Consider the following 22,391-nt stretch of genomic DNA (forward strand, 5'->3'; position numbering starts at 1 on the left):
GCGGTGCCGCTCGGTGCCGACGGCACCACTCGGCCGCCGACGCGCCGGCCCGCCCGGGTCGTGCTCGCACCACGAGCCCGGGCGGCGCCCGGCGCCCCACCGTGGACGCGGCTACGGGAGCCCGCCGGTGGGGGCGCCGGACTCCAGATAGAGCGGGCGGCCCAGCTCGCGTGCGCGCAGCGCCCAACTCAGCCGCTCCTTCCGCGGCCCGGGCAGCAACGCCACCGCCTCGCTCTCCGAGACGAAGCGCCACTCGCGCAACTCCTCGCCAGGCAGGCTCAGTCGGGCGATCTCCGCCGGGCCCAGCCGGCCGCCGTCGAAGAGCAGCCGCAGGCCGCCGACCGCCGGTGGCACGGGCCGCTCCCAGTCGACGACGAGCAGATCGGGGGCCCGGTCCAGCCGCAGCCCGAGCTCCTCGGCCACCTCGCGCACCCCTCCGCAGCCCGGAGCCTCGCCGGCCTCCACCACGCCCCCGGGGAACTCCCAGCCGGGCTTGTAGGTCGGGTCGACAAGCAGCACCCGGTCCTCGTCGTCGAAGAGCAGCACCCCGGCGGCGACCGTCTCGCCCCGCGGCTCCGGAGTCTGCACGATGGCGCAGTCGCCCTCGCCGCGCGCCATCGCGTCGGCGACGGTGCGTGCGCTGGTCCTCGGCGTACGGCGCGTGGTGTCGACGAGGTAGGCGTCCCGCTCCAGCCAGTCGTGGGCGGCACGGTATTCGGGCAACTGCCGCTGGTATGTGTTCCGGGCCTTCTCCCCCACCACCAGGGCGAGTTGGTCGACCCGTTTGCGAAGGATCGTTTCCTCTGCGGTCAGCAGAAAGTGTCGTACGGGCACGCCCCGGGATGCCAGGGCACCGAATATCTCGTCGCGGTGCTCCTGGTGCGGCAGTGACACGGGGGCTATCAGCGGGCCCGGAACCTCGGCCAGCAGAGCGACAGCGGTCTCCACGAACAGCCGCCGCCAGGACGGGAGTTCGCGGACCCCTTCAGCCAGCTCCTCGATTCTCGCCAGGCGCTCCTTGGGCAGCAGCTCACGCAGCCCCGCGTCGACCGGTTCCGGGTCGTACACCGCGCTGCCGGCCACCAGCTGCCGCAGCTCCTCCGCGACGGCGGAGGTTCCGACTCCGTGGATCCCGTTCAGCCAGATGATCACCGTTCCCCCTTTCTCGCCCCGTTCAGTGACCGGTACACACTGCCACGGATGTGCGCCGGTCCAAGGGGAGCATGCGCCGGAGCGCGGGGGCACCGGGGCACACGCCCCGCGCACCTCAGGGGAGTTCGAGCAGCTCCGCGCGACAGGCCGCAGCAGCGCCGACCAGCCCCGCGTCCGAACCGATGCGAGTGGGGAGCACCTGCACACCATGGGTGAAGGAGAGCCCGGCGTACAGGTCCAGGGAGGCACGCAGCGGCGCGAAGAGAAGCTCACCGGCCTGTGCCACACCACCCCCGATCACCGCGACCTCGATCTCCACCAGCGCCGCGGCGGCGGCCACCGCAGCGCCCAGCGCACGTCCGGCGCGGTCGAACGCCTCCACGGCCACTTCGTCGCCCCGTCCGGCAGCCCGCGCGACCGCCGCGGCCGTGGTCTCCTCCTCCGGACCAGGCTGCCAGCCGCGGGCCAGTGCTCGGCGCACGATGCTGGGTCCGCTGGCGATCGTCTCGACACAGCCGCGTCCGCCGCAGGGGCATTCGTCTCCGCTCAACTCCACGCAGATGTGGCCGATATGGCCGGAGTTGCCGGTGGGTCCGCTCAGCGGTCTGCCGTCCAGCACCAGCCCGCCACCGACACCGGTGGAGACCACCATGCCCAGTGCGTTGCGACGTCCCACCGCGGCGCCCGCGGCGTGCTCGGCGGCCACCATCGCGACCCCGTCGCCGACGAGGGTGACCGGGAGCCCGCCCACCACCTGCCGTACGCCCTCGACGAGCGGGAAGTCGCGCCAACCCGGGATGTTGACCGGTCCGACCGTCCCCGAGACGGCGTCCACCGGTCCGGCGCTGCCGATCCCCAGCGCGCCCACCCGCGACCACCGGCCGTCCTCGGCGAGCCGGCTCAGTACGTCCGCCACAGCCGCCAGCACGGTCTCTCCCGGCGCCGAGGGCGGGGTCGGCACCTGCTGCCGCGCGTGGACGGTTCCGCGCTCGTCGACGAGCGCTCCGGCGATCTTGGTGCCTCCGATGTCCAGAGCCGCGACCAGGTCAGTAGTCATGGCGAGTATGTTCACCTCTTGCAGACAACGTTGTCTAGCCGTGATCACCAACTCGTATGCTCGGCATGGCAGTCCGCGTCCGGCAGAACGGAACTCCCCGTGACACAGCGCAACGACCCCACCTCCGGCGCCTCGCCGCGCTACGGCAGGCGTCCCACCATGAAGGACGTCGCCCACCGCGCCGGGGTCGGCCTGAAGACGGTCTCCCGGGTCGTCAACGGCGAGCCGGGGGTGCTGCCGGACACAGAGCAGCGGGTGCGGGAGGCGATCACCGCTCTCGGCTTCCGCCGCAACGACAGCGCCCGCACCCTGCGCAAGGGCAGGACGGCCACGGTCGGCCTGGTGCTGGAGGACCTCGCCGACCCGTTCTACGGCCCGCTCAGCCGCGCGGTGGAGGAGGCGGCACGCGGCCACGGCGCGCTGCTGCTCGCCGGCTCCAGCGACGAGGACCCGGTGCGCGAGCAGGAGTTGACGCTCGCGCTGTGCGCCCGGCGGGTGGACGGGCTGGTGATCGTCCCGGCCAGCGACGACCACCGCTACCTCGAACCGGAGATCGCCGCCGGCGTGGCGACCGTCTTCGTGGACCGGCCCGCCGGCCTCCTCGACGCGGACACCGTACTCACCGACAACCTCGCCGGGGCGAAGGAGGCCACCGCCCATCTGATCGCCCACGGGCACCGGCGGATCGGTTTCGTCGGCGACCAGCCGCAGATCCACACCACCACCGAGCGGCTGCGCGGCTACCGCGAGGCGATGGCAGCGGCCGACCTGCCGGTGCGGGCGGAGTGGACGGCGCTGGGCACCACCGACCCCGGGCGGGTGGAGCACGCTCTGCGCGCGATGCTCGCCGGACCCGATCCCGTCACCGCTCTGTTCACCGGCAACAACCGGGTCACCGCCACCGCCGCCCGCCTGCTCGCCGGCCACCCCAGGCCGACGGCGCTGGTGGGCTTCGACGATCTGGAGCTCGGCGAGCTGCTCGACCCGCCGCTCACCGTCGTCGCCCAGGATGCCGCGCTGCTCGGGCGCACCGCCGCCGAGCTGCTCTTCAACCGTCTCGCCGGCGGCGCAGCCGCCCCGCGCCGGGTGGTGCTGCCCGCGGGCCTGATACCGCGCGGCTCGGGAGAGCTGCCGCCGCACAGCTGACCCGAGCCGTGCGGGAGACCGGGCCGCGGAGCCGCGGCCGTACACCGGGACGGCTCCGGGCCGCAGGGGCCGGCCGTGGACTCACCGCCGGCCCCGGACCCGCCGCCTCGGCCCGGAGCCGCTCGTCGACCGGTCCCGATCCGCGGGGCTACGGGTGGGCGAGAGTCAGCGCCGCGCGCCGCGGGGCGGCGAAGCCCTCCAGGTCCGCGCGGGAGAGACCGGTCAGCGCCCCCACCTCGTCCTCGCCGAGGGCGCCGCAGTCCAGCCCGCGCAGCAGGAAGCCACTGAGCGCCTTCGCCGTCGCCGGCTCGTCGAGCACCCCGCCCGTCCGCTGCTGCGCGTAGGCGGCGATGCGGTCGGCGGCCGACTCGAAGCCCTCGCGGTAGAAGGCGTAGACGGCCGCGTAGCGGGTCGGCAGATGCCCCGGATGCATGTCCCAGCCCTGGTAGTAGGCGCGCGCCAGGGAGCGGCGCACCAGGCGGTGGTGCAGCCGCCAGGCGTCCTGGACCTGCTCGCGCGAACCGACCGGCAGGACGTTGGTCGAGCCGTCGGAGAGCCGTACTCCGGTCCCGGCCGCGGCGACCTGCATCACGGCCTTGGCGTGGTCGGCGGCCGGATGGTCCATGGACTGGTGAGCGGCGCTGACACCGCAGCAGGCGCTGTAGTCGAAGGTGCCGTAGTGCAGGCCGGTGGCACGCCCGTCCGCCGCCTCGATCATGCGGGCCACGGTCGCCCGGCCGTCGCCGCCCAGGATGGACTGGCTGGTCTCGATCTGGATCTCGAAGCCGATCCGGCCGGCGGGCAGCCGGTGGGCCTGCTCGAACTGCTCGCACAGGCGCGCCATCGCTGCGACCTGCTCGGCGTAGGTGACCTTGGGCAGCGTCAGGACCAGGCCCGGGGGCAGGCCGCCGCCGTTGAGCAGCGCGGTGAGGAAGACGTCCAGAGTGCGGATGCCTCGGTCGCGGACCTCGGCCTCCAGACACTTGAGCCGGATACCGACGTACGGGGCACACTCGGCTCCCCCGCGCTCGGCCCACTCCGCCACCAGCGCGGCGGCACGGGCGGCGTCGGCATCCTCCTCGGAGTCGGGACGGTTGCCGTAGCCGTCTTCGAAGTCGATGCGCAGGTCCTCGATCGGTTCGCGGACGAGCTTGTCGCGGACCCGGTCGTGCACAGCGCCGGCCAGGACCTCGTCGAGGTCCAGGACCCCGGCCAGGCTCGCCGCGTCGGGCGCGTGCCGGTCCAGCAGCGCGAGCGCCTCCCGGCCCCAGGTGCGCACCGTGTCGGCACCGAAGACGTCACCGGGGACGTAGACGGTGTGCACCGGCTGACGGGTGCCGGGGTCGCCCGGGTAGCGGCGCTCCAACTCCGCGTCGACGGCCGCCAGCGCGGCGCCGACCTCCCGGCTCACCGAACTGGCGAAGGTGGTGGCGACCGTACTGGCCTGCGTCATCGGCACTCCCCTGGAAAATCAACAAAACGTTGAAGTCGTCACGGGGAAGCTAGCCCCCGCGCGCGGGGTGAGTCAACAGCCCTCCACCCGGCGGGACGTCGCCGAACCCGTACGGAGACCGGCGGCTCCCGGGGGCGGCGGGATCAGCAGGGGCACGGCGAAAGAGGCAGGGGCAGAGCCGGGAACGACGCCAGGGGCGGCGCCGCCGGACAGGTCCGGTGACGCCGCCCCTGGCGGGACGCTTCGGCTCGCGCCGCGCGAAGTGGCTCAGCCCTTGCGGGTCTTGACCTCTTCGGTCAGCTGCGGGACGACCTCGAAGAGGTCGCCCACGACGCCGTAGTCGACCAGGTCGAAAATCGGCGCCTCGGAGTCCTTGTTGATCGCGACGATGGTCTTGGAGGTCTGCATACCGGCGCGGTGCTGGATCGCGCCGGAGATGCCTGCCGCCACGTACAGCTGCGGCGAGACGGTCTTGCCGGTCTGGCCGACCTGACTGGTGTGCGGGTACCAACCGGCATCCACGGCGGCACGCGAGGCGCCGACGGCGGCACCGAGCGAGTCGGCGAGGGACTCGATGACGTGGAAGTTCTCCGCGCCGTTGACGCCGCGGCCACCGGAGACCACGATCGCGGCCTCGGTCAGCTCCGGACGACCGGTGGACTCACGGGGCGTGCGGGAGGTGACCCTGGTGCCGGTGGCCAGCTCGCCGAAGCTCACCGAGAGCTGCTCCACGCTGCCGGCGGCCGAGGCCGCCTCGGGGGCGGTGGAGTTCGGCTTCACGGTGATGACCGGAGTGCCGTTGGTGACACGGGACTTGGTGGTGAAGGCGGCGGCGAACACCGACTGGGTGGCCACCGGGCCCTCGTCGCCGGCCTCGAGGTCGATGGCGTCGGTGATGAGGCCGGAGTCGATGCGCACGGCCAGGCGCGCACCGATCTCCTTGCCCTCCGCCGAGGAGGGCAGCAGCACCGCGGACGGCGAGACCGCGTCGAAGGCGGCCTTCAGCGCGTCGACCTTCGGCACGACCAGGTAGTCGTTGAACTCGGGGGCGTCGGCGGCCAGCACCTTCACCGCGCCGTACTCGGCGAGGACGGGGGCGGCGGTCTCGACGCCGGCGCCCAGGTGCACGGCGACCGGCTCGCCGAGGCGGCGCGCGAGGGTCAGCAGCTCGAGGGTGGGCTTGCGGACGGAACCGTCCACGTGGTCGACGTAGACAAGGACTTCAGCCATGGAAATCTTCTCCCGGGAGGAAAGTTCGGCGCTTGGGGGCCTGGAGGAAGGGGGCGGGGCTCAGAGGAACTTCTGGCCCGCGAGGTACTCGGCGAGCTGCTTGCCGCCCTCGCCCTCGTCCTTCACCACGGTGCCCGCGGTACGCGGCGGACGGGCGTTGGCCTCGTCGACCGCGGTCCAGGAACCCTCCAGACCGAAGTCGTCGCCGTCCAGGTCCAGGTCGTCCAGGTCCAGCTCCTCGACCGGCTTCTTCTTGGCCGCCATGATCCCCTTGAAGGAGGGGTAACGGGCCTCGCCGGACTGGTCGGTGACCGAGACGACGGCCGGCAGCGCGGCCTCGAGGTTCTCGGTGGCGGCGTCGCCGTCCCGGCGGCCGGTGACCTTGCCGTCGGCGACGGAGACCTCGGAGAGCAGGGTGACCTGAGGCACGCCCAGGCGCTCGGCGAGCACCGCGGGCAGTACGCCCATGACGCCGTCGGTGGAGGCCATACCGCAGACGACCAGGTCGTAGCCGGTCTTCTCGATGGCGGCGGCCAGCACCTTGGAGGTGCCGAAGACGTCGGTGCCGTGCAGGTCCTCGTCGTCGACGTGGACGGCCTTGTCGGCGCCCATGGACAGAGCCTTGCGGAGCGCGTCGCGGGCGTCCTCGGGGCCGACCGTCAGCACGGTGACCTCGGCGTCGTCGGCCTCGTCGGAGATCTGCAGGGCCTGCTCGACGGCGTACTCGTCGAGCTCGGACAGCAGACCGTCCACGGCATCACGGTCCGTGGTCAGGTCCTCGGCGAAGTGCCGGTCGCCAGTGGCGTCGGGCACGTACTTCACACAGACAACGATCCTCAAGCTCACGCCGGCTCTCCTACTGCGTCGTTACGGGCTGCCTTGTGCAGGCAGCATAGGCGCCTGTCGGCACGGACTCCGGTCGGGTCGGACCGACGCTCCGCGCAGATTGTTACTCGCCAGTACACCGCTCCGGAGAAGAGTTAGCAAGCTGAGACGACTGTGACGTTGCCAACGTCGTGCACCGCCCGCTCACGCGGGCACGCGCAGTGGCGCTCAGCTGTCGCGCACGGCCTTCCGCTCCGGCCACCAGCAGCCACCGACCGCCGGCTCGCGAACACGGCGCGAGCGCGTCAGTCGCGCAGGGCGGCGAATCGCTGTTCGTGGTGGACCAGCGGTCGTCCCGGCCCCGAGGCGTCGCCCTCCAGCACCTCCGCCAGCACCACCCGGTGATCCGCGGCCGGCACCCGCGCCACGATCCGGCACAGCATCCAGGCGGGCACTTCCTCCAGCACCGGCACCCCCGTCACACCCCGGTGCCACCGGGTCGGCGGGGCGAACCGGTCCGCCCCGCGCCGGGCGAACCGCTCGGCCAGCTCCACCTGGTGCTCGCCCACCACGTGCACAGCCACCTGCGCCGCCGACGCGAGCACCGGCCAACTGGAGGAGGACGAACCGATGTTGAACGAGACCACCGCGGGCTCGGCGGCAACCGACGCCAACGAGGTGGCGGTGAAACCGACCGGGGAGCCGTCCGGAGCCGAGGCGGTGACCACCCAGACCCCGGCGGCCGAGCGGCGGAAGGCGGCGCGCAGCAGTCGTGACGCCTGCTCCCCGCCGCCGAGGGCGGCGGCGTCCTCCGCGGCGGTCGATCGCGGCACATGCGGTGCCGTACGGGTCTCCAGTGTGCTCACCGCGCGGCTCCCAGTTGCATCGCCCCAGGTTGACGATGTGTCGACAACCCCGTCAAGACAGCCTCCCCGGATGCGATCACTCTCACTCACGGCACACGACCACGGACACGGCAGACCGCGGACACGGAATCCGACGCGGCCCCCGACGCCGGCCCCGACGCGCGGGCGGAGCAGCGCGGGCGGAGCCCTGCGCCCGCGAGCACGGCACCCACTCCGATCGCACCGGGGCGCGTACCGGCACCGGGGCGCCGCAACGCCGGCTCACACCGTCTCGCCGAGCGCTGCGATGACGTCGGCGCGGCGCGGCATCCCGGTGGCCCGCCGCACCACCTCTCCCGAGGCGTTCAGCACCAGCACCGTCGGTGTGCGTACGATGCCCAACCGCCGCACCAGCGCGAGGCGTTCCTCCGCGTCGATCTCCACGTGCGCCACGCCGGACACCATCGCGGCGACTTCGGCGAGCACCCGGCGGGTGCCGCGGCAGGGCTGGCAGAACGCGGTGGAGAACTGCAGGAGAGTCGCCCGCTCCCCCAGACTCGCCACCCCGATCAGGGCGGCCTCCACCCGCTCGACGCCCGACGGCTCTCCCACCGCACTCCTCCTCGTTCGCACCTCAGCCGGTGCCTCGCTTCCGAACGCACCGCAGCACCGCAGCACCGGCCTGCCCGAGGGCGGCGGTCGCACCTCCTGCGCGGGCCGCGCATTGTCGAGCCCGGCGCCTCCTGCCGACCTCCGGTTCCGTGTCCCGGCAGCACTGCCGGGCGCCTGGATATTCCCGTGCCCGGCTCCGCCGCGGCTCACCCACACCCGCACCATCCGCCTCACCAGTGACCCCGATCCCGGCCCGGCGGGGGTAGCCGAATCAACTTACGGTCGCGTAAGTTGAGCGGGATGTCCGCGCCGGGAGTACGTTCCCCAGGCAGTCTCACGTAAGGGTTCCCCCCGCATGGCAGAGCTTGTGTATCCCCCCGTTGTCGGCGCTTCCCGGACCCTGTTCAAGGTCCTCGATCTGCGCTTCGACATCCAGGGCACCGAGCACATTCCGCGCCGCGGCGGAGCCGTCCTGGTCAGCAACCACATCGGCTACCTGGACTTCGTGTTCGCCGGACTCGCCGCGCGCCCGGCCAAGCGGCTGGTCCGCTTCATGGCGAAGGACCAGGTCTTCAAACACAAGGTTTCGGGACCGCTGATGCGAGCGATGAAGCACATCCCGGTGGACCGTTCCGCGGGCCAGGACTCCTACCGGCACGCGGTGCGCTCGCTGAAGGCGGGCGAGATCGTGGGTGTCTTCCCGGAGGCCACCATCTCTCCGTCGTTCACGCTCAAGCAGTTCAAGTCCGGTGCGGTGCGGATGGCCCAGGAAGCCGGAGTGCCGGTGCTGCCGCTCGCCCTGTGGGGCACCCAACGGCTGTGGACCAAGGGACGCAAGCGCGACTTCGGGCGCAACCACTTCCCCATCACCATCCGCGTCGGCGAGCAGATCCCGGCCCCTGCCGACGAGTCCCCCGCCGCGCTGACCGACCTGATGCGGGACCGCATGCAGGAGCTGCTGGAGACTGCGCAGGAGGCGTACCCGGCCAAGCCCAGCGGCCCTGACGACACCTGGTGGCTGCCCGCCCACCTCGGCGGCAGCGCACCGCCCGCCCCCGGCCACACCGCGGCCTGACCGCACCGGCCCGGGGCCCGACACCTCGACCGCACTGCCCGCCGGCTCTGTGAACCGGCGGGCAGTCGACGTGTCGGGGCTCGCCCGCGCCGCCCTCGATGCGCCGGGCAGGGCCTGCGGGCGGCGGCCGGGGACGGCGGCAGACACCGAAACGCCCGTCGTCCGAGGGCGGTTGAGGCATCAGCGGACGACGGGCGGGGCCGTGGGGCTCAGGCGCCGATCTCCTCGCGGAGCGCGGCGAGGAAGCCGTCCACATCCTCCTCGGTGGTGTCGAAGGCGCACATCCAGCGCACGTCGCCGGCCGCCTCGTCCCAGAAGTAGAAGCGGTAGCGCTTCTGCAGGCGCTCGCTGACCTCCTTGGGGAGCCGGGCGAAGACGGCGTTGGCCTGCACGGGGTGGAGGATCCGCACGCCGGGCACCTGCCGTACGCCCTCGGCGAGCCGGGCCGCCATCGCGTTGGCGTGCCGGGCGTTGCGCAGCCACAGATCGCCGGCGAGCAGCGCCTCCAGCTGGACGGAGACGAATCGCATCTTCGACGCCAGCTGCATCGACAGCTTGCGCAGATGCCGCATGGCGCGGGCCGCGTCCGGGTTGAGCACCACGACCGCCTCGCCGAACACGGCGCCGTTCTTGGTGCCGCCGAAGGAGAGGATGTCCACCCCTGCGACGTTGGTGAAGCTGCGCATGGGCACGTCGAGCGCCGCTGCGGCATTGGATATCCGTGCACCGTCGAGGTGGACGAGCATGCCCCGCTCGTGGGCGTGCTCGCAGATGGCACGGACCTCCTGCGGCGTGTACACGGTGCCCAGTTCGGTGTTCTGGGTGATCGAGACGACCTGCGGCATCGCGCGGTGCTCGTCGTCCCAGCCGTACGCCTCGCGGTCGATCAGCTCGGGAGTGAGCTTGCCGTCCTCGGTGGGCACGGTCAGCAGCTTGAGGCCGCCCACGCGTTCGGGGGCGCCGCACTCGTCGACGTGGATGTGGGCGCTGTCGGCGGCGATCACCGCGCCCCAGCGGTCCGTGACCGACTGGAGCGCGACGACGTTGGCGCCGGTGCCGTTGAAGACCGGGTAGGTCTGCGCGTTGCCACCGAAGTGGCGCCGCATCAGCTGCTGGAGCTGTTCGGTGTAGTCGTCGTCGCCGTACGCGACCTGGTGGCCCTCGTTGGCCAGGGCGAGGGCGGCGAGGACCTCAGGGTGAGCCCCCGCGTAGTTGTCGCTGGCGAAGCCGCGCAGTGCGGGGTCGTGGCGCCGCTTGGCGTCGGTCCTCACGGCTGGGGAGTGAGCCACAGGCGTTTTCCGTTCACTTCCTCGGTGGGCTTCTCCCACGTCCCGGCGATGGCCTCGGCCAGGTCCTTGACGTCGGTGAAGCCGGCGAACTTTGCGTTGGGGCGTTCGGCCCGCATCGCGTCGTGGACCAGCGCCTTGATCACCAGGATCGCAGCCGCCGCCCGCGGCCCCTGCTCGCCCCCCGCCTTGCGGAACGCGTCGCCGAGCGCAAGCGTCCACGCCTCGGCGGCGGCCTTGGCGGCGGCGTACGCGGCGTTGCCCGAGGTGGGTTTCGAGGCGCCGGCCGCGCTGATCAGCAGATAGCGGCCGTTGCTGCTGCGGTCCAGGGCGCCCTCGAAGGCGAGGCTGGTGTGCTGGACGGTGCGGATCAGCAGGCTCTCCAGCGCCCCCCAGTCCCCGAGGTCGGTCTCGGCGAAGGTCCGCGACCCGCGCCAGCCGCCCACCAGGTGCACCAGTCCGTCGATCCGGCCGAACTCCTTCTCCGTACGGAGCGCCCAGGCCCGGGTGTCGTCCGGACTGAGCAGGTCCACGGTGTCGCCGACGACCGTGGCGCCGCCGTGGGCGAAGCGCGCCGCGTCCACCCCGACCGCCAGCCGCTCGGGGTCGGAGTCCGAGGCCACCACGACCGCGCCCGCCTCTGCGAGCCGCAGCAGCAGCGCCTGTCCCGCGGGACCGCCCGCTCCGGCCACCGCCACCACGGCGCCTTCCAGCGCCCCGCTGTTGCCCTCGCTCGCTGTGCTCATGCTCGCCTCCACTGCCCGTACCGTCCTGGTTGTCTCTCGTGCCGTGTCCGGCGCCTCACGCCGCGGCGGCCCTGGGGGCCTGCTCCGCCGTGATGCCCTTGGTCGACGCGATGACAGTGCGCAGCTTCTTCCCAAGTGCCTCGTAGAACATGCTCAGCGGGAACTCGTCGGGGTGCACCTCGTCGACGAGCTTGCGCGGCGGGAGCGAGAGGTCGAGGGCTTCCGCGCCCTTGGCCCAGGTGGAGCCGGGGTGCGGCGCGAGGTAGCCGGAGACCAGCTCGTAGGCCTTCAGCCAGTGCACGAGCTTGGGACGGTCGATGCCCTGGCGGTAGAGCGTCTCGATCTCCTCGCGCAGCTGCACGGTGACCTGCCGGGCCAGCTCCCAGTCGACGGTGAGCCGGTTGTCGGTCCAGCGCAGGGCGTTGTGACGGTGGAGGTAGGCGAAGAGCAGCTGCCCGCCGAGACCGTCGTAGTTGCGGTTGCGCTCGCCGGTGACCGGGAAGCGGAAGATCCGGTCGAGGATGACGGCGTACTGCACGTCCCGGCCCTGCGGGTAGCCGTCCTCCTCGAGCTTGACGGCTTCGTGGAAGGCGGTGAGGTCGCAGCGCAGCTCCTCCAGGCCGTACATCCAGAACGGCTGGCGCTGCTTGATCATGAACGGGTCGAACGGCAGGTCGCCGTGGCTGTGGGTGCGGTCGTGGACCATGTCCCACAGCACGAAGGCGTGCTGGGTGCGCGGGAGGTCGGTGAGCAGGCCCTTCGCGCTCTCGGGCAGCTCCAGGCTGGTGACCTCGCAGGCCGCCTCGACGACGCGGGAGAAGCGGGCGGCCTCGCGGTCGCAGAAGATTCCGCCCCAGGAGAAGCGCTCCGGCGCCTCGCGCACGGCGATGGTCTCGGGGAAGAGCACCGCGGAGTTGGTGTCGTACCCGCTGGTGAAGTCCTCGAAGGTGATGCCGAGGAAGAGCGGGTTGTCGTAGCGGGTGCGCTCGAGGTCCGCGAGCCACTGGGGCCAGACCATCCGCAGGGCGACGGCCTCGAAGTTGCGGTCGGGGTTGCCGTTCTGCGTGTACATCGGGAAGAGGACCAGGTGCTGGCGGCCGTCCACGCGTTCCGCGGCGGGCTGGAAGGCGAGCAGCGAGTCCAGGAAGTCGGGTACGGCGAAGTCGGACGCGACCCAGCCGCGCAGGTCGGCGACGAGCGCCAGGTGGTACTCCCTGCCGTGCGGGAGCAGTGGGGAGAGCTGCTCGACCGCGGTGGCCATCCGGTCCACCTGGGCGCGCACCTGCTCGGCGGCGGGGGCGTCGGGAGCGGTGAGGTCGACCGAGCCGTCGGCGGACTGCCAGGGGCGAATCGTCTCGACCGCGTCCTTGAGCTCGCTCCACGCGGGGTGGGACACCACGGGCTCGATCGTTGACTCACTGTGGGCAGCACGAACGGCGCCGCCGGCGGTGGGTGACGAGAGGGTTTCCGTCATGAGCGTGCCTCCACAGGAAAAAATCGCGTGTGGCTACGTTAACCGGTCAGCATTCCCCTACTCAAGGTCGAAGACTGTAAATCTTCCGGCTCTGGGTGCGATCAAGGCAACATTTTCCCGTCAAGAACTTCTTAGATGCTATGTTCGCCCACATTTGTCCGCATCAGGATCTTCGATTCGCCGAACAGCCGCCCGCCCGGCCGCTCTTGGGCCGGCCATGGACTGTTCACCACTGCTCCGGCCGCCCACCGCCCGGCCGCCGCCTGCCGGCCCGCTCGTGGATCTAGGGTGGTCGGACGAAGTCGGCGCAGGCAGAGAGCGAGCAGCTGGTGTCCCTACTGACTGTCGGCCACCGCGGCGTGATGGGTGTCGAACCGGAGAACACGCTCCGGTCCTTCCGGCACGCCGACCGCCTCGGTCTCGACGCGATCGAGCTGGACCTCCACCTGAGCAAGGACGGCGCGCTCGTCGTCATGCACGACACCACCGTGGACCGCACGACCGACGGCACCGGCGCCATCGGTGACCTCACCCTCGCCGAACTGCGCGGACTGGACGCCGGGTCGGGCGAGCAGGTGCCGGTCTTCGAGGAGGTCGTCGACACGGTCCGCTCGCCCCTGCAGGCGGAGATCAAGGACGTCGCCGCGGCCCGGGTGCTCGCCGAGGTGATCGCCCGACGCGAGCTGCACGACCGGGTCACGGTCATCTCCTTCCACGCCGCGGCGCTGCGCGAAACGCGCGCACTGCTGCCGGAGATCCCGCTGGTACTGGTCACCGGACGCTCCACCCCGACCGCCGCGGCACGCGCGGTGGAGCTGGGCGCGCACATGGTCTCCTGCGATCTGCGGCACCTGACACCGGACGTCGTCCGGGAGTGCCGCGAGGCGGGGCTGAAGGTCATCAGCTGGACGGTGAACACCGCCGAAGACCTGGGCCGCGCAAGGGAGTTGGAGCTGGACGGTGTCGTCACCGACCTGCCGGAGATCAGCGCGGCGCTGCGCCCAGCGGTTTGAGCAGCACCTCGAAGCAGAGGTCGGGCCGCCGCGGCAGACCGAAGCGCTCGTCGCCGTACGGGAAGGGCTGCAGCTCGCCCGTACGGCGATAGCCGCGCCGCTCGTACCAGGCGATCAGGTCCTCGCGCGCCGAGATGACCGTCATCCGCATCTCCCGCGCTCCCCACCGGTGCGCCGCGAGCCGTTCGGCCTCCGCGAGCACCTGCCGCCCGACACCCCCCGCCTGCGCCTCGGGACGCACGGCGAACATCCCGAAGTAGGCGGCGGGGCCCGCCCCGGACTCGCGCCGTTCCAGGTGGCAGCAGGCGACCGTACCGCCGGACCGCTCGACCACCAGCACCAGCCCGTCCGGGGCGTCGACCAGATCGGCCACACCCTCGTGGTCGGTGCGCCGGCCGTCCAGCAGATCCGCCTCGGTCGTCCATCCGACACGGCTGGCCTCGCCCCGGTAGGCCGACTCCACCAGCGCGACCAGCGCGGGTACGTCGTCGGCGGTCGCGGCCCGGAAGCTCAGCGCAGCAGCGAGGGAAATCTCCATGGCGGCGAGCCTAACGCGGAGCCGGGCCCTATCGTCGGCCGCATGGTGCACGTACTGAGCAGCCGCGTACTGCTGCGTCCGACCGATCCCGCAGCCGCCAGGGACTTCTACGGCCGCGTCCTCGGCCTCGCGGTCCAGCGCGAGTTCGAGACGGGGCCGGGCCCGGAGGACCTCGGCACGGTCTACTTCCTCGGCGGCGGTTTCCTCGAACTCTCCGGCCGCGCCGAGCAGCCCCTGAACCCGGGCCTGCGCCTGTGGCTCCAGGTCCTCGACGTCGAGGCGGCCCACCGCGAACTTCGCGAGCGGGGCGCGCAGATCACGCGTCCGCCGGTGCGCGAGCCGTGGGGGCTGGTCGAGATGTGGGTGGCGGCCCCGGACGGGGTGAGCCTGTGCGTCGTGGAGATCCCCGCCGACCATCCACTGCGCTACCGGCCCGCCCCCTGAGCGGACCGGCCACCCTGCCGGTCGGCCGCGCACGGCGGCGAACGCCGGGGCCGTGCGGGACCGTCCGGGAGCGCGCACCCCCGCGCACGGCGCGAGCGGGCGTGCTCCCCTGCGCTCCCGTACGGCGCCGCCTCCCGGGTAGGTCGCGGGTGACGGGTGCGCAGTCACGGAGGTGGGGATGCACGGACCGCCGTTGGTGGGGTGGCTGCTGGTCCTGGTGTGCGCGACGGCGGGCGCGGTGTGCCTGGCGCGCTCGCGGCGGAGGACCGGCGGGCCGGAGCGTCGGAGCGCGTGGCTGGAGACGGCGATGGGGTTCTCGATGGCGCTGATGGCGGTGCCCGGTTCGCCGGTGCCTGCACCGGTGTTCGCCGTGGTCTTCGTCGGCATCGGGCTCGTCGCGGCCCTGCTCTGGGCCCGTAACGGCCCGGGCCCGGGCCGGCGGCATCTGCCCCACCATCTGATCGAGGCCGGCGCGATGGCCGCGATGGCACTGGGTGCTCTCGGTTCCGGTGGCGGGCCCGGAGGCCATGCCGCGCACAGTGGCGGCGGCGCGCACGGGGGCGGCGTCGGCCTGCCGGCAGCACTGCTCGCCTGCTACTTCCTGGTCTGCGCCCTGCGCCGCGCCGCCTCACTGGCCACCGTCCCGTCCCCGGCCGCCGCCCAGGCGGTCGTCGCCCCGGCAAACGCTGTCCCGGCGGCCGCCTCCCCCGTGGTCGCCGGCCCGTACGCGGTCGCCGCGACGCCGACCGCGACGCCCGCTCCTGTACCAGGCCTCGCGGCGCTCCCGGAGACCGCGCACGCCTGCCGGGCGGCCCTGGCCCTGGCGACCGCGATGATGCTGCTGCTCTGAGCCGCCGCCCCACCCGGTTCCGCACCCGCGCCCCGCCCGGGCGCCGAGGGTCCGCACCGCCGAGTCCCGACGGCCGCCTCGGCGTCACCGAAGAGCCGAACCGGGCTGAGTCGTACGTCACTTCACGTTCACCGTCGTACCTGCCACGAGCGCGGGCGCCATAGGCTGGGGCCATGATGGTCGCGCTGGCGCTGCTGCTCCTGGGTGGACTGACCGCGTCGATGGCGCCGCGGATGCTGGCCCGGAGTGTCTGGCCCGACCGCGAACCGGTGCTCGCCCTGTGGGTCTGGCAGTGCGTGGTTGCCGCGGTGCTGCTGTGCTGCGTCCTCGCGATGGCCCTGAGCGCCGCCGAGGCGTGGCAGGCCGTGCGCGGCCATGTCTTCGGGCCTGCCCCGCAGCAGGTGATCGAGGCGTACGCGCTGTCGGCCGAGGGACACACCTGGGCCGCCGCTCTCGCGGTGCTGCTGTTCTGCGGCGGCGCCTGGACGGCCGCGATGCTCACCCGAGAGGTGCTTGCCGCCCGCAGCCGTCGGCGTCGGCGCCGCGAGGAGCTGCGCGAGCGGGCTCCGCTGCTGCCGGGCGAGGAGGAGGATGCCGAACGCCGCGTGATCGTACTGGAGGGCGAGCGTCCCGAAGCGTGGTGGCTGCCGGGCAGTCCGCCGCGGCTTGTGGTGACCTCCGCCGCCCTGCGACGGCTGCGCGGACGGCAGCTGGACGCGGTGCTCGCCCACGAGGAGGGCCATGTGCGCGCCCGTCACGACTGGTTGCTGCACTCCTCCTCCGCGCTGGCCACGGCTTTCCCGCAGGTGCCGGTGTTCCGCGCGTTCCGGGTGCAGATGCACCGGCTCGTGGAGCTGGCCGCCGACGACGTGGCCTCGCGACGGTACGGACGACTGACCACGGCCCTGGCGCTGGTCGGCCTGAACGAGGACCGCGGCGTCTTCGGCCCCTGCCCGCTGCCACACGGGGGCGTCCCCCAGCGGGTGGACCGTCTGCTGGCACCCGCCGACCGGATGAGCCTGTCGCGACGGGTGCGGATGACGGCAGTGGCCTCGCTGGTGCCGGTCGTACCGGTAATGGTCGCCTTCGTCCCGGGGCTGTACGCGCTCAACTGACCGCCGTCCGCGGCGAGTCGGCGCGGTGCGTACGCGGAGCGCCGCGGACACGGGCGCAGCACCCGCGCGCTCCGCACCCGCTGCCCGGCGGGCAGCGGTCCGCCCGTCCCCCGACTGCCGTTCGCACGGCTTCCGTTCACACGGCTTCCGTTCACACAGCTTGCGTTCGCAGCCGACGGATGTCCGCGCTCCCGCACCGAGCCCCACCGAACGGAAGTGACGTGAATCACAGGGCCCGCTCTGCCGTGGACAGCACTGAAGGGGGCGGCGCAACGCCGCCCCCTTCTGCGACAACCGGTACGGGCGATCCCCCGCGTCGCCCGTACCGGTTCTCATTGCCCCCGAAGTCCGCACCGGGCGGAACTCCGCAGGCCCTGCTGAGTATATTGGCTGGGAGCCAGCCAACGCAGGAGCTACAGCATGTCGCCTAGAAGCGCCGCGGTCAACGAGGAGTTGCGCCGCCGATCCCGAGAACGCCTCCTCCAGGCGACAATCGAGCTGGTCGACGAGCGGGGTTACGAAGCAACTACTTTGGGCAGCATCGCCGATCGTGCCGGTACGGCGAGGGGGCTGGTCTCCTACTACTTCCCCGGGAAGCGCCAGCTGCTCCAGTCCGCGGTCCATCGGCTGATGCACCTCAGGCTGGAACGGGCACTGGGCGCCGCGGCGCTGACCCCGGGCGCCGACGCGGGTCAGGACCAGCTCGCCCGGGCGATCGACGCGATCCTCGGCCTCGCCGAGGACCACCCGCTGCTGATGCGCACGCACATGGCCGGGATCCTCCAGCAGGAGGGCTTCGTGCGGTGCGAGGAGCAGCAGCGCCTGGCCGAGCTGCTGCGGCGGGCGATGGTGGACTACGGATCCGACGATCCGGACGCCGACTACCCGCTGCTGCGGGCGCTGTTGATGGGCGCGATGGTCGCCGTACTGCTGCCGGGCGCCCCGATGCCGCTGTCGCGGCTGCGCGCGGAGCTCTTCGACCGGTACGGCCTGGAGTGGCAGTTGGGCGTTCCGCCGGGCGGGACGACCCGCCCGGCGGAACCGGTCACCCGGAAGCCGGGTGGATCCGCCGGCGACTGAGCGTCAGTGGCGGATGTGCGGCTGGGTCTGGGCGTTGAACTCGTCCAGCCTGACCTTCTTGGCACCGTCGGTGCGCCGGTCCTTCAGCTCCAGGACGTCGAAGCCGTTCTGATCGTTGCTGTAGATGTGACCGTTGTACCAATATGCACTCCAGCTACCGCCGAAGGTGAGACCGGTGGTGGACTCCGGTCCGCGCTCGAACCAGCCGATCTCCTCGGGCTTGTTGGAGTCGGTGAAGTCCCAGACCGACACCCCGCCCTGGTACCAGGACTGCACCATGATGTCGCGGCCCTCGACCGGGATCAGCGAGCCGTTGTGCGAGACGCAGTTCTCGGTGTCCGCCTGGTGGCGCGAGATCTTGAAGTAGTTCTGGAAGGAGAGCTCGGTCTTCTTGCCCTTGCCCTTCAGGTGGTAGATCCCGTTGGCACCCTTCTCGCTGCCGGTCTCCTCGTTGCACATGGCGCCGCCGCCACCACCGAGCTCGTCGGTGAAGACGACCTTGCGGCCGTCGTTGCTGAAGGTGGCGGAGTGCCAGAAGGCGAAGTTCTCCTCGTCACGGACGCGTTCGACCACCTTGGGCCGGTCCGGCCTGCTGATGTCCATCACGATGCCGTCACCCATGCAGGCGCCCGCCGCGATCTTGAACTTCGGATACGAGGTGATGTCGTGGCAGCCGGTCGTCTCGACCTTCTCGGGCCGGTCCGGGTTCCCGGGGAAGCCGCCGTCGGGGAACAGGCCCTCGAAACGCACGAGTTCGGCCTTCTGCGGGGACTTCTTCGGCACCTTCACGATCGAGATTCCGTCGTGCGGGGGCTGGCAGTCGGGGAAGGACTCGTCCGGGAAGTACGAGGAGACGTACACGTAGACGTTCTTGCGGTCCGGCACCAGGGTGTGCGTGTGGGAACCGCACGCCGTTTCCACCGCGGAGACGTAGCGGGGCTTGGTCTTGTCGCTGATGTCGAAGACCCGCACGCCCTCCCAGGAGTCCTTCTCGTCCGGCGGACCGGAGGCGCTGTGGCAGGTGTCGTCACTGCGCGAGGAGTCGACGGAGAGGATCAGCAGGTCGCCGGTGACGGAGATGTCGTTCTGTGAACCGGGGCAGAGCACCTGGCTGACGATCTTCGGGGACTTGGGCCGGCTGATGTCGTAGATGACGAAGCCGTCGTAGTTGCCCGCGAAGGCGTACTTGCCCTGGAAGGCCAGGTCGCTGTTGGTCCCGAGGATGGCGCCCTTGGGCGTGTTCGACAGGTGGCGCATGTTCTTGCTCATGTCGATCTCGCCCGATCCGGGTATCTCACCGGACTTGATGGACTTCTCGACTTCCGCCTGCTCGGCCCTGGACACGTCCTCGGCCACCCGCGGGGTGTCACCCGGGTCGGGCGTGGCGACCGCCGGTTGTGCGGTCAGCAGCGCGGCGAGCACGCCCACCGCGGCCGCGGCCGCTCCCAGGCGTCTGCGCCGCACGCGGGATGTGTGCAACGAGGTCAAAGCTTCCTCCTTGGATCGGCCCTGACCGGCCCGGACTTGGGCCCGCCGGGGACCCCGGCAGTATCCCGCTTCTCATGTACATTCCAATAGAACGAAACAAGGTTGTCATCCACACCGGTCTCAGCGTCGGTCAACCACGTGCTAGGAACAGACGACTTGCACCCCTCGCCACAGGAGGATCTCGTGACGCGTCGTCACCCCACCCGGCGTACCGCGCGTACGGTCTCCGCGCTCCTGGCGCTCGTTCTGCTGACCGGCGCCGCGGGCTGCTCGGGCTCGGACTCGGACTCCGACGACAGCGCCGGGCCCGAGGTGATCGCTCCGGGCAGGCCTGGCGAGGAGGCGACGACCGTCTCCCCCGACGAGGCGAAGGCGGCGCACCGCAGGCAGAACCGGCCGAACCGGGCCGACATCACCTTCCACACCATGATGATCGTCCACCACCAGCAGGCGCTGGACATGTCCGAGCTCGCCGAGAAGCACGCGGAGGACAAGCGGGTGGGCAGGCTCGCGGACCGGATCAGGACGGCCCAGGGGCCCGAGATCACCTTCATGCGCGCCTGGTTGAAACGGAACGCAGCAAACGACCCGTCCGGTTCCGCGGAGGATCACGACCACTCCACGATGCCCGGCATGGCGAACGCCAAGCAGCTCGGGGAGTTGCAGGAGGCCCGCGGTGAGAAGTTCGACGCGCTGTTCCTCACGCTCATGAGCACCCACCACGAGGGCGCCGTGACCATGGCCCTGGACGTCCTGAGCGAGGGCAACGACATCACCACCTCGGAGCTCGCCACCGAGATCGCCGCCCAGCAGAAGGCGGAGATCGGCCGGATGCGCTCCCTGCGCTGACGCCGCTCCCGGTCGCCCTGCGCCCACCCCCGCCGCACCCGCTCCCGCATCCACCCTCGCCGCACCCTCGCCCGCTGTCGCCCGTGCTGCTGTGTGCCGCAGCCGGGCGACAGGCTCCCGACCCCCTTCCCCACCTGCAGGAAGGCAGCGCCGGGCGGCGATTGTCAGTGGCCGGGTGCAGACTGCGGAGCAGGTGCCGCAGTGGGGTCTTCCGGGCCGTTGCGCGGTGCCTGACCTCAGACCGCAGGGCCGGACAGGGACAAGGACGTCCCGAAGGGTTGGGCAGCATGTCGCAGGTACTCCTCGCCGTGGGCACACGCAAAGGACTCTTTCTCTTCTCTCGCGCGGCCGACGGGAGTTGGAGCCCGGCCGGCGGGCCGCACTTCGTCGACCAGGCGGTGTACGCCCTGGCCATCGACACCCGTGCGCCGGGCCCCAGGCTGCTGGTCGGCGGGGACAGCGCGCACTGGGGGCCCTCGGTCTTCCACTCCGACGACCTCGGCGCCACCTGGCACGAGCCCGCGAAGCCCGCGATCTCCTTCCCCGAGGACACCGGTGCCTCGCTGGAGCGGGTGTGGCAGCTGCGGCCGGCAGGCGACTCGGAGCCCGACGTCGTCTACGCCGGCACCGAGCCCGCGGCGCTCTACCGATCGACGGACCGGGGCGAGTCGTTCAGCCTGGTCCGGCCGCTGTGGGACCATCCTCACCGCCCCCAGTGGGAGCCTGGCGGCGGCGGGCTCGGGCTGCACACCGTGCTTCCCGATCCGCGCGACCCCCGTTCGCTGCTGGTCGCGATCTCCACCGGCGGCGTATACCGCACCGAGGACGGCGGCGAGAGCTGGACCGCGTCCAACTCCGGTGTCTCCACGGTGTTTCTGCCCGGCCCGGCACCGGAGTTCGGCCAGTGCGTGCACAAGGTCGCGCGAGACGCGGTCGATCCCGACCGCCTCTACCTGCAGAACCACTGGGGCTTCTTCCGCAGCGACGACGGGGGTCGGCACTGGGCCGCCATCGAGTCGGGTCTGCCCTCCACCTTCGGCTTCCCTGTCGCCGCCCACCCGCACCGGGCGGACACCGCGTACGCCTTCCCGCTCAATGCCGACTCCGACCGCGTCCCGGCCGAGCGGCGCTGCCGTGTGTACCGCACCGAGGACGCCGGCCGCAGCTGGTCCCCGCTGGAGTCCGGGCTGCCCCACGAGCCGCACTTCGGGCCCGTTCTGCGGGACGCCCTGTGCACCGACGACCACGACCCCGCCGGCGTCTACTTCGGCAACCGCAACGGCGAGCTCTACGTCGCCACCGACGACGGCGACAGCTGGCGGCGGCGGGCTCGGGCTGCACACCGTGCTTCCCGATCCGCGCGACCCCCGTTCGCTGCTGGTCGCGATCTCCACCGGCGGCGTATACCGCACCGAGGACGCCGGCCGCAGCTGGTCCCCGCTGGAGTCCGGGCTGCCCCACGAGCCGCACTTCGGGCCCGTTCTGCGGGACGCACGCAATCTCCGGCCGCTGTGGGACCATCCTCACCGCCCCCAGTGGGAGCCTGGAGAACATCTTCCGCGAGATGCACACGGACCTGGGCACGCCCAGGCCCTCCAGCGGCGATCTGCCCGGCCCGGCACCGGAGTTCGGCCAGTGCGTGCACAAGGTCGCGCGAGACGCGGTCGATCCCGACCGCCTCTACCTGCAGAACCACTGGGGCTTCTTCCGCAGCGACGACGGGGGTCGCGCGGATCGGGAAGCACGGTGTGCAGCCCGAGCCCGCCGCCGCCAGGCTCCCGGGCAGCGGTCTCACCTCCGGCGCCACCGCGAACGACAGCCCGACCGCGTGCCCCGGGGTGGGGTACGGGTCCTGGCCGACGATCAGGACCCGGACATCCTGGAAGGGCTGCTGGAACGCGCGCAGTACGTGCTCGCCCGCGGGCGGGGCGAGTCGGCGGACGTTCTGCGTGTACGAGCCCGCAGGTTCCTGATCCGCCCACCCCTCCCCGATGTCCGCGGACATCGGGGAGGGGTGGGCGGACTCCACGCACGGAACACCGCCCAGCAGCGGCCGGAGATTGCGTGCGTCCCGCAGAACGGGCCCGAAGTGCGGCTCGTGGGGCAGCCCGGA

At 72.0% G+C, this 22,391-nt stretch carries 20 protein-coding genes and 6 pseudogenes; 12 read left to right on the forward strand and 14 right to left on the reverse strand.

Features of this window, described 5'->3' with window-relative positions; translation table 11 throughout:
• Nucleotides 1-111: 111 nt before the first annotated feature.
• A complete protein-coding gene (locus tag JGS22_RS21795) occupies nucleotides 112-1,152 on the reverse strand; it encodes an NUDIX domain-containing protein (RefSeq protein ID WP_211039169.1) in 1,041 nt (346 codons plus the stop codon).
• A gap of 115 nt (nucleotides 1,153-1,267) precedes the next feature.
• On the reverse strand, nucleotides 1,268-2,209 hold the full coding sequence (locus JGS22_RS21800) for an ROK family protein (RefSeq protein ID WP_211039170.1): 942 nt from the start codon (nucleotides 2,207-2,209) through the stop codon (nucleotides 1,268-1,270).
• A 159-nt stretch (nucleotides 2,210-2,368) separates the two neighbouring features.
• Here JGS22_RS21800 and JGS22_RS21805 point away from each other — a divergent pair, with 159 nt between their 5' ends.
• The gene (locus JGS22_RS21805; protein WP_211039191.1) at nucleotides 2,369-3,355 is read left to right on the forward strand and encodes a LacI family DNA-binding transcriptional regulator; all 987 of its coding nucleotides are present in this window, start codon (nucleotides 2,369-2,371) and stop codon (nucleotides 3,353-3,355) included.
• 148 nt (nucleotides 3,356-3,503) lie between these two features.
• Here JGS22_RS21805 and JGS22_RS21810 read toward each other — a convergent pair whose 3' ends face one another.
• The 5 genes from JGS22_RS21810 to JGS22_RS21830 all read right to left on the reverse strand — a co-directional run bounded on the left by JGS22_RS21810 (nucleotide 3,504) and on the right by JGS22_RS21830 (nucleotide 8,320).
• Entirely contained in the window at nucleotides 3,504-4,808 is a 1,305-nt protein-coding gene (locus JGS22_RS21810) for a DUF6986 family protein (RefSeq protein ID WP_211039171.1), read from the reverse strand.
• 267 nt (nucleotides 4,809-5,075) lie between these two features.
• Nucleotides 5,076-6,038: an electron transfer flavoprotein subunit alpha/FixB family protein gene (locus tag JGS22_RS21815; RefSeq protein ID WP_211039172.1), complete on the reverse strand. Its 963-nt coding sequence runs from the start codon at nucleotides 6,036-6,038 to the stop codon at nucleotides 5,076-5,078.
• Between the two features lie 60 nt (nucleotides 6,039-6,098).
• Nucleotides 6,099-6,884, reverse strand: a complete 786-nt coding sequence (locus JGS22_RS21820) for an electron transfer flavoprotein subunit beta/FixA family protein (RefSeq protein ID WP_211039173.1) — start codon at nucleotides 6,882-6,884, stop codon at nucleotides 6,099-6,101.
• 284 nt (nucleotides 6,885-7,168) lie between these two features.
• Nucleotides 7,169-7,633 (reverse strand): flavin reductase family protein, encoded by a 465-nt coding sequence (locus JGS22_RS21825; RefSeq protein WP_236074269.1) that lies wholly within the window; start codon nucleotides 7,631-7,633, stop codon nucleotides 7,169-7,171.
• A 357-nt stretch (nucleotides 7,634-7,990) separates the two neighbouring features.
• Nucleotides 7,991-8,320, reverse strand: coding sequence for a TlpA family protein disulfide reductase (locus tag JGS22_RS21830; protein ID WP_211039174.1), 330 nt, complete (start codon nucleotides 8,318-8,320; stop codon nucleotides 7,991-7,993).
• A 355-nt stretch (nucleotides 8,321-8,675) separates the two neighbouring features.
• Here JGS22_RS21830 and JGS22_RS21835 point away from each other — a divergent pair, with 355 nt between their 5' ends.
• Nucleotides 8,676-9,395 carry a lysophospholipid acyltransferase family protein gene (locus JGS22_RS21835; protein ID WP_211039175.1) on the forward strand — a complete coding sequence of 240 codons (720 nt, stop codon included), beginning with the start codon at nucleotides 8,676-8,678 and terminating at the stop codon, nucleotides 9,393-9,395.
• Nucleotides 9,396-9,604: 209 nt separating this feature from the next.
• On the opposite strand, the gene JGS22_RS21840 is transcribed toward JGS22_RS21835, so the two are convergent.
• The 3 genes from JGS22_RS21840 to JGS22_RS21850 are packed head-to-tail and all read right to left on the reverse strand — an operon-like array spanning nucleotide 9,605 to nucleotide 12,901.
• Nucleotides 9,605-10,666, reverse strand: a complete 1,062-nt coding sequence (locus JGS22_RS21840; protein ID WP_211039176.1) for a threonine aldolase family protein — start codon at nucleotides 10,664-10,666, stop codon at nucleotides 9,605-9,607.
• Nucleotides 10,663-11,427: an SDR family NAD(P)-dependent oxidoreductase gene (locus JGS22_RS21845; RefSeq protein WP_211039177.1), complete on the reverse strand. Its 765-nt coding sequence runs from the start codon at nucleotides 11,425-11,427 to the stop codon at nucleotides 10,663-10,665. Before JGS22_RS21845 ends, JGS22_RS21840 begins: the two co-directional genes overlap by 4 nt.
• Before the next feature lie 55 nt (nucleotides 11,428-11,482).
• Nucleotides 11,483-12,901: a DUF6421 family protein gene (locus JGS22_RS21850; RefSeq protein WP_211039178.1), complete on the reverse strand. Its 1,419-nt coding sequence runs from the start codon at nucleotides 12,899-12,901 to the stop codon at nucleotides 11,483-11,485.
• Between the two features lie 329 nt (nucleotides 12,902-13,230).
• Here JGS22_RS21850 and JGS22_RS21855 point away from each other — a divergent pair, with 329 nt between their 5' ends.
• Nucleotides 13,231-13,914, forward strand: coding sequence for a glycerophosphodiester phosphodiesterase (locus JGS22_RS21855; RefSeq protein ID WP_211039179.1), 684 nt, complete (start codon nucleotides 13,231-13,233; stop codon nucleotides 13,912-13,914).
• Here JGS22_RS21855 and JGS22_RS21860 read toward each other — a convergent pair.
• A complete protein-coding gene (locus JGS22_RS21860) occupies nucleotides 13,886-14,452 on the reverse strand; it encodes a GNAT family N-acetyltransferase (protein WP_211039180.1) in 567 nt (188 codons plus the stop codon). The two genes, JGS22_RS21855 and JGS22_RS21860, sit on opposite strands and share 29 nt — an antisense overlap.
• A 42-nt stretch (nucleotides 14,453-14,494) precedes the next feature.
• Between JGS22_RS21860 and JGS22_RS21865 the strand changes: the two genes are divergently transcribed.
• The 4 genes from JGS22_RS21865 to JGS22_RS21880 all read left to right on the forward strand — a co-directional run bounded on the left by JGS22_RS21865 (nucleotide 14,495) and on the right by JGS22_RS21880 (nucleotide 17,941).
• Entirely contained in the window at nucleotides 14,495-14,896 is a 402-nt protein-coding gene (locus tag JGS22_RS21865) for a VOC family protein (protein WP_211039181.1), read from the forward strand.
• A 178-nt stretch (nucleotides 14,897-15,074) separates the two neighbouring features.
• Nucleotides 15,075-15,746: a DUF5134 domain-containing protein gene (locus tag JGS22_RS21870; protein WP_211039182.1), complete on the forward strand. Its 672-nt coding sequence runs from the start codon at nucleotides 15,075-15,077 to the stop codon at nucleotides 15,744-15,746.
• Between the two features lie 173 nt (nucleotides 15,747-15,919).
• Nucleotides 15,920-16,861 (forward strand): M56 family metallopeptidase, encoded by a 942-nt coding sequence (locus JGS22_RS21875; protein WP_211039183.1) that lies wholly within the window; start codon nucleotides 15,920-15,922, stop codon nucleotides 16,859-16,861.
• A gap of 420 nt (nucleotides 16,862-17,281) precedes the next feature.
• Nucleotides 17,282-17,941, forward strand: a complete 660-nt coding sequence (locus JGS22_RS21880; RefSeq protein WP_211039184.1) for a TetR/AcrR family transcriptional regulator — start codon at nucleotides 17,282-17,284, stop codon at nucleotides 17,939-17,941.
• Between the two features lie 3 nt (nucleotides 17,942-17,944).
• Here JGS22_RS21880 and JGS22_RS21885 read toward each other — a convergent pair whose 3' ends face one another.
• Nucleotides 17,945-19,429 carry an LVIVD repeat-containing protein gene (locus JGS22_RS21885; RefSeq protein ID WP_211039185.1) on the reverse strand — a complete coding sequence of 495 codons (1,485 nt, stop codon included), beginning with the start codon at nucleotides 19,427-19,429 and terminating at the stop codon, nucleotides 17,945-17,947.
• A gap of 183 nt (nucleotides 19,430-19,612) precedes the next feature.
• On the opposite strand from JGS22_RS21885, the gene JGS22_RS21890 reads away from it, so the two are divergent.
• The 5 genes and pseudogenes from JGS22_RS21890 to JGS22_RS26515 all read left to right on the forward strand — a co-directional run.
• On the forward strand, nucleotides 19,613-20,278 hold the full coding sequence (locus tag JGS22_RS21890) for a DUF305 domain-containing protein (protein ID WP_211039186.1): 666 nt from the start codon (nucleotides 19,613-19,615) through the stop codon (nucleotides 20,276-20,278).
• Between the two features lie 287 nt (nucleotides 20,279-20,565).
• Nucleotides 20,566-21,609: pseudogene (locus tag JGS22_RS21895) on the forward strand (WD40/YVTN/BNR-like repeat-containing protein); the annotation flags it as partial.
• Nucleotides 21,602-21,733: pseudogene (locus tag JGS22_RS27565) on the forward strand (exo-alpha-sialidase); the annotation flags it as partial. The pseudogenes JGS22_RS21895 and JGS22_RS27565, both read left to right, overlap by 8 nt.
• Before the next feature lie 82 nt (nucleotides 21,734-21,815).
• Nucleotides 21,816-21,887 (forward strand): annotated as a pseudogene (locus JGS22_RS27450) (uracil-DNA glycosylase); the annotation flags it as partial.
• A pseudogene (locus tag JGS22_RS26515) lies at nucleotides 21,873-22,004 on the forward strand (exo-alpha-sialidase); the annotation flags it as partial. The pseudogenes JGS22_RS27450 and JGS22_RS26515, both read left to right, overlap by 15 nt.
• 45 nt (nucleotides 22,005-22,049) lie before the next feature.
• Here JGS22_RS26515 and JGS22_RS21900 read toward each other — a convergent pair.
• Nucleotides 22,050-22,202 (reverse strand): annotated as a pseudogene (locus JGS22_RS21900) (uracil-DNA glycosylase); the annotation flags it as partial.
• 63 nt (nucleotides 22,203-22,265) lie between these two features.
• Nucleotides 22,266-22,352: pseudogene (locus JGS22_RS21905) on the reverse strand (uracil-DNA glycosylase); the annotation flags it as partial.
• Nucleotides 22,353-22,391: the final 39 nt, after the last annotated feature.

It is taken from the genome of Streptomyces tardus (assembly GCF_018101125.2).
GTDB classification, from domain to species: domain Bacteria; phylum Actinomycetota; class Actinomycetes; order Streptomycetales; family Streptomycetaceae; genus Streptomyces; species Streptomyces tardus.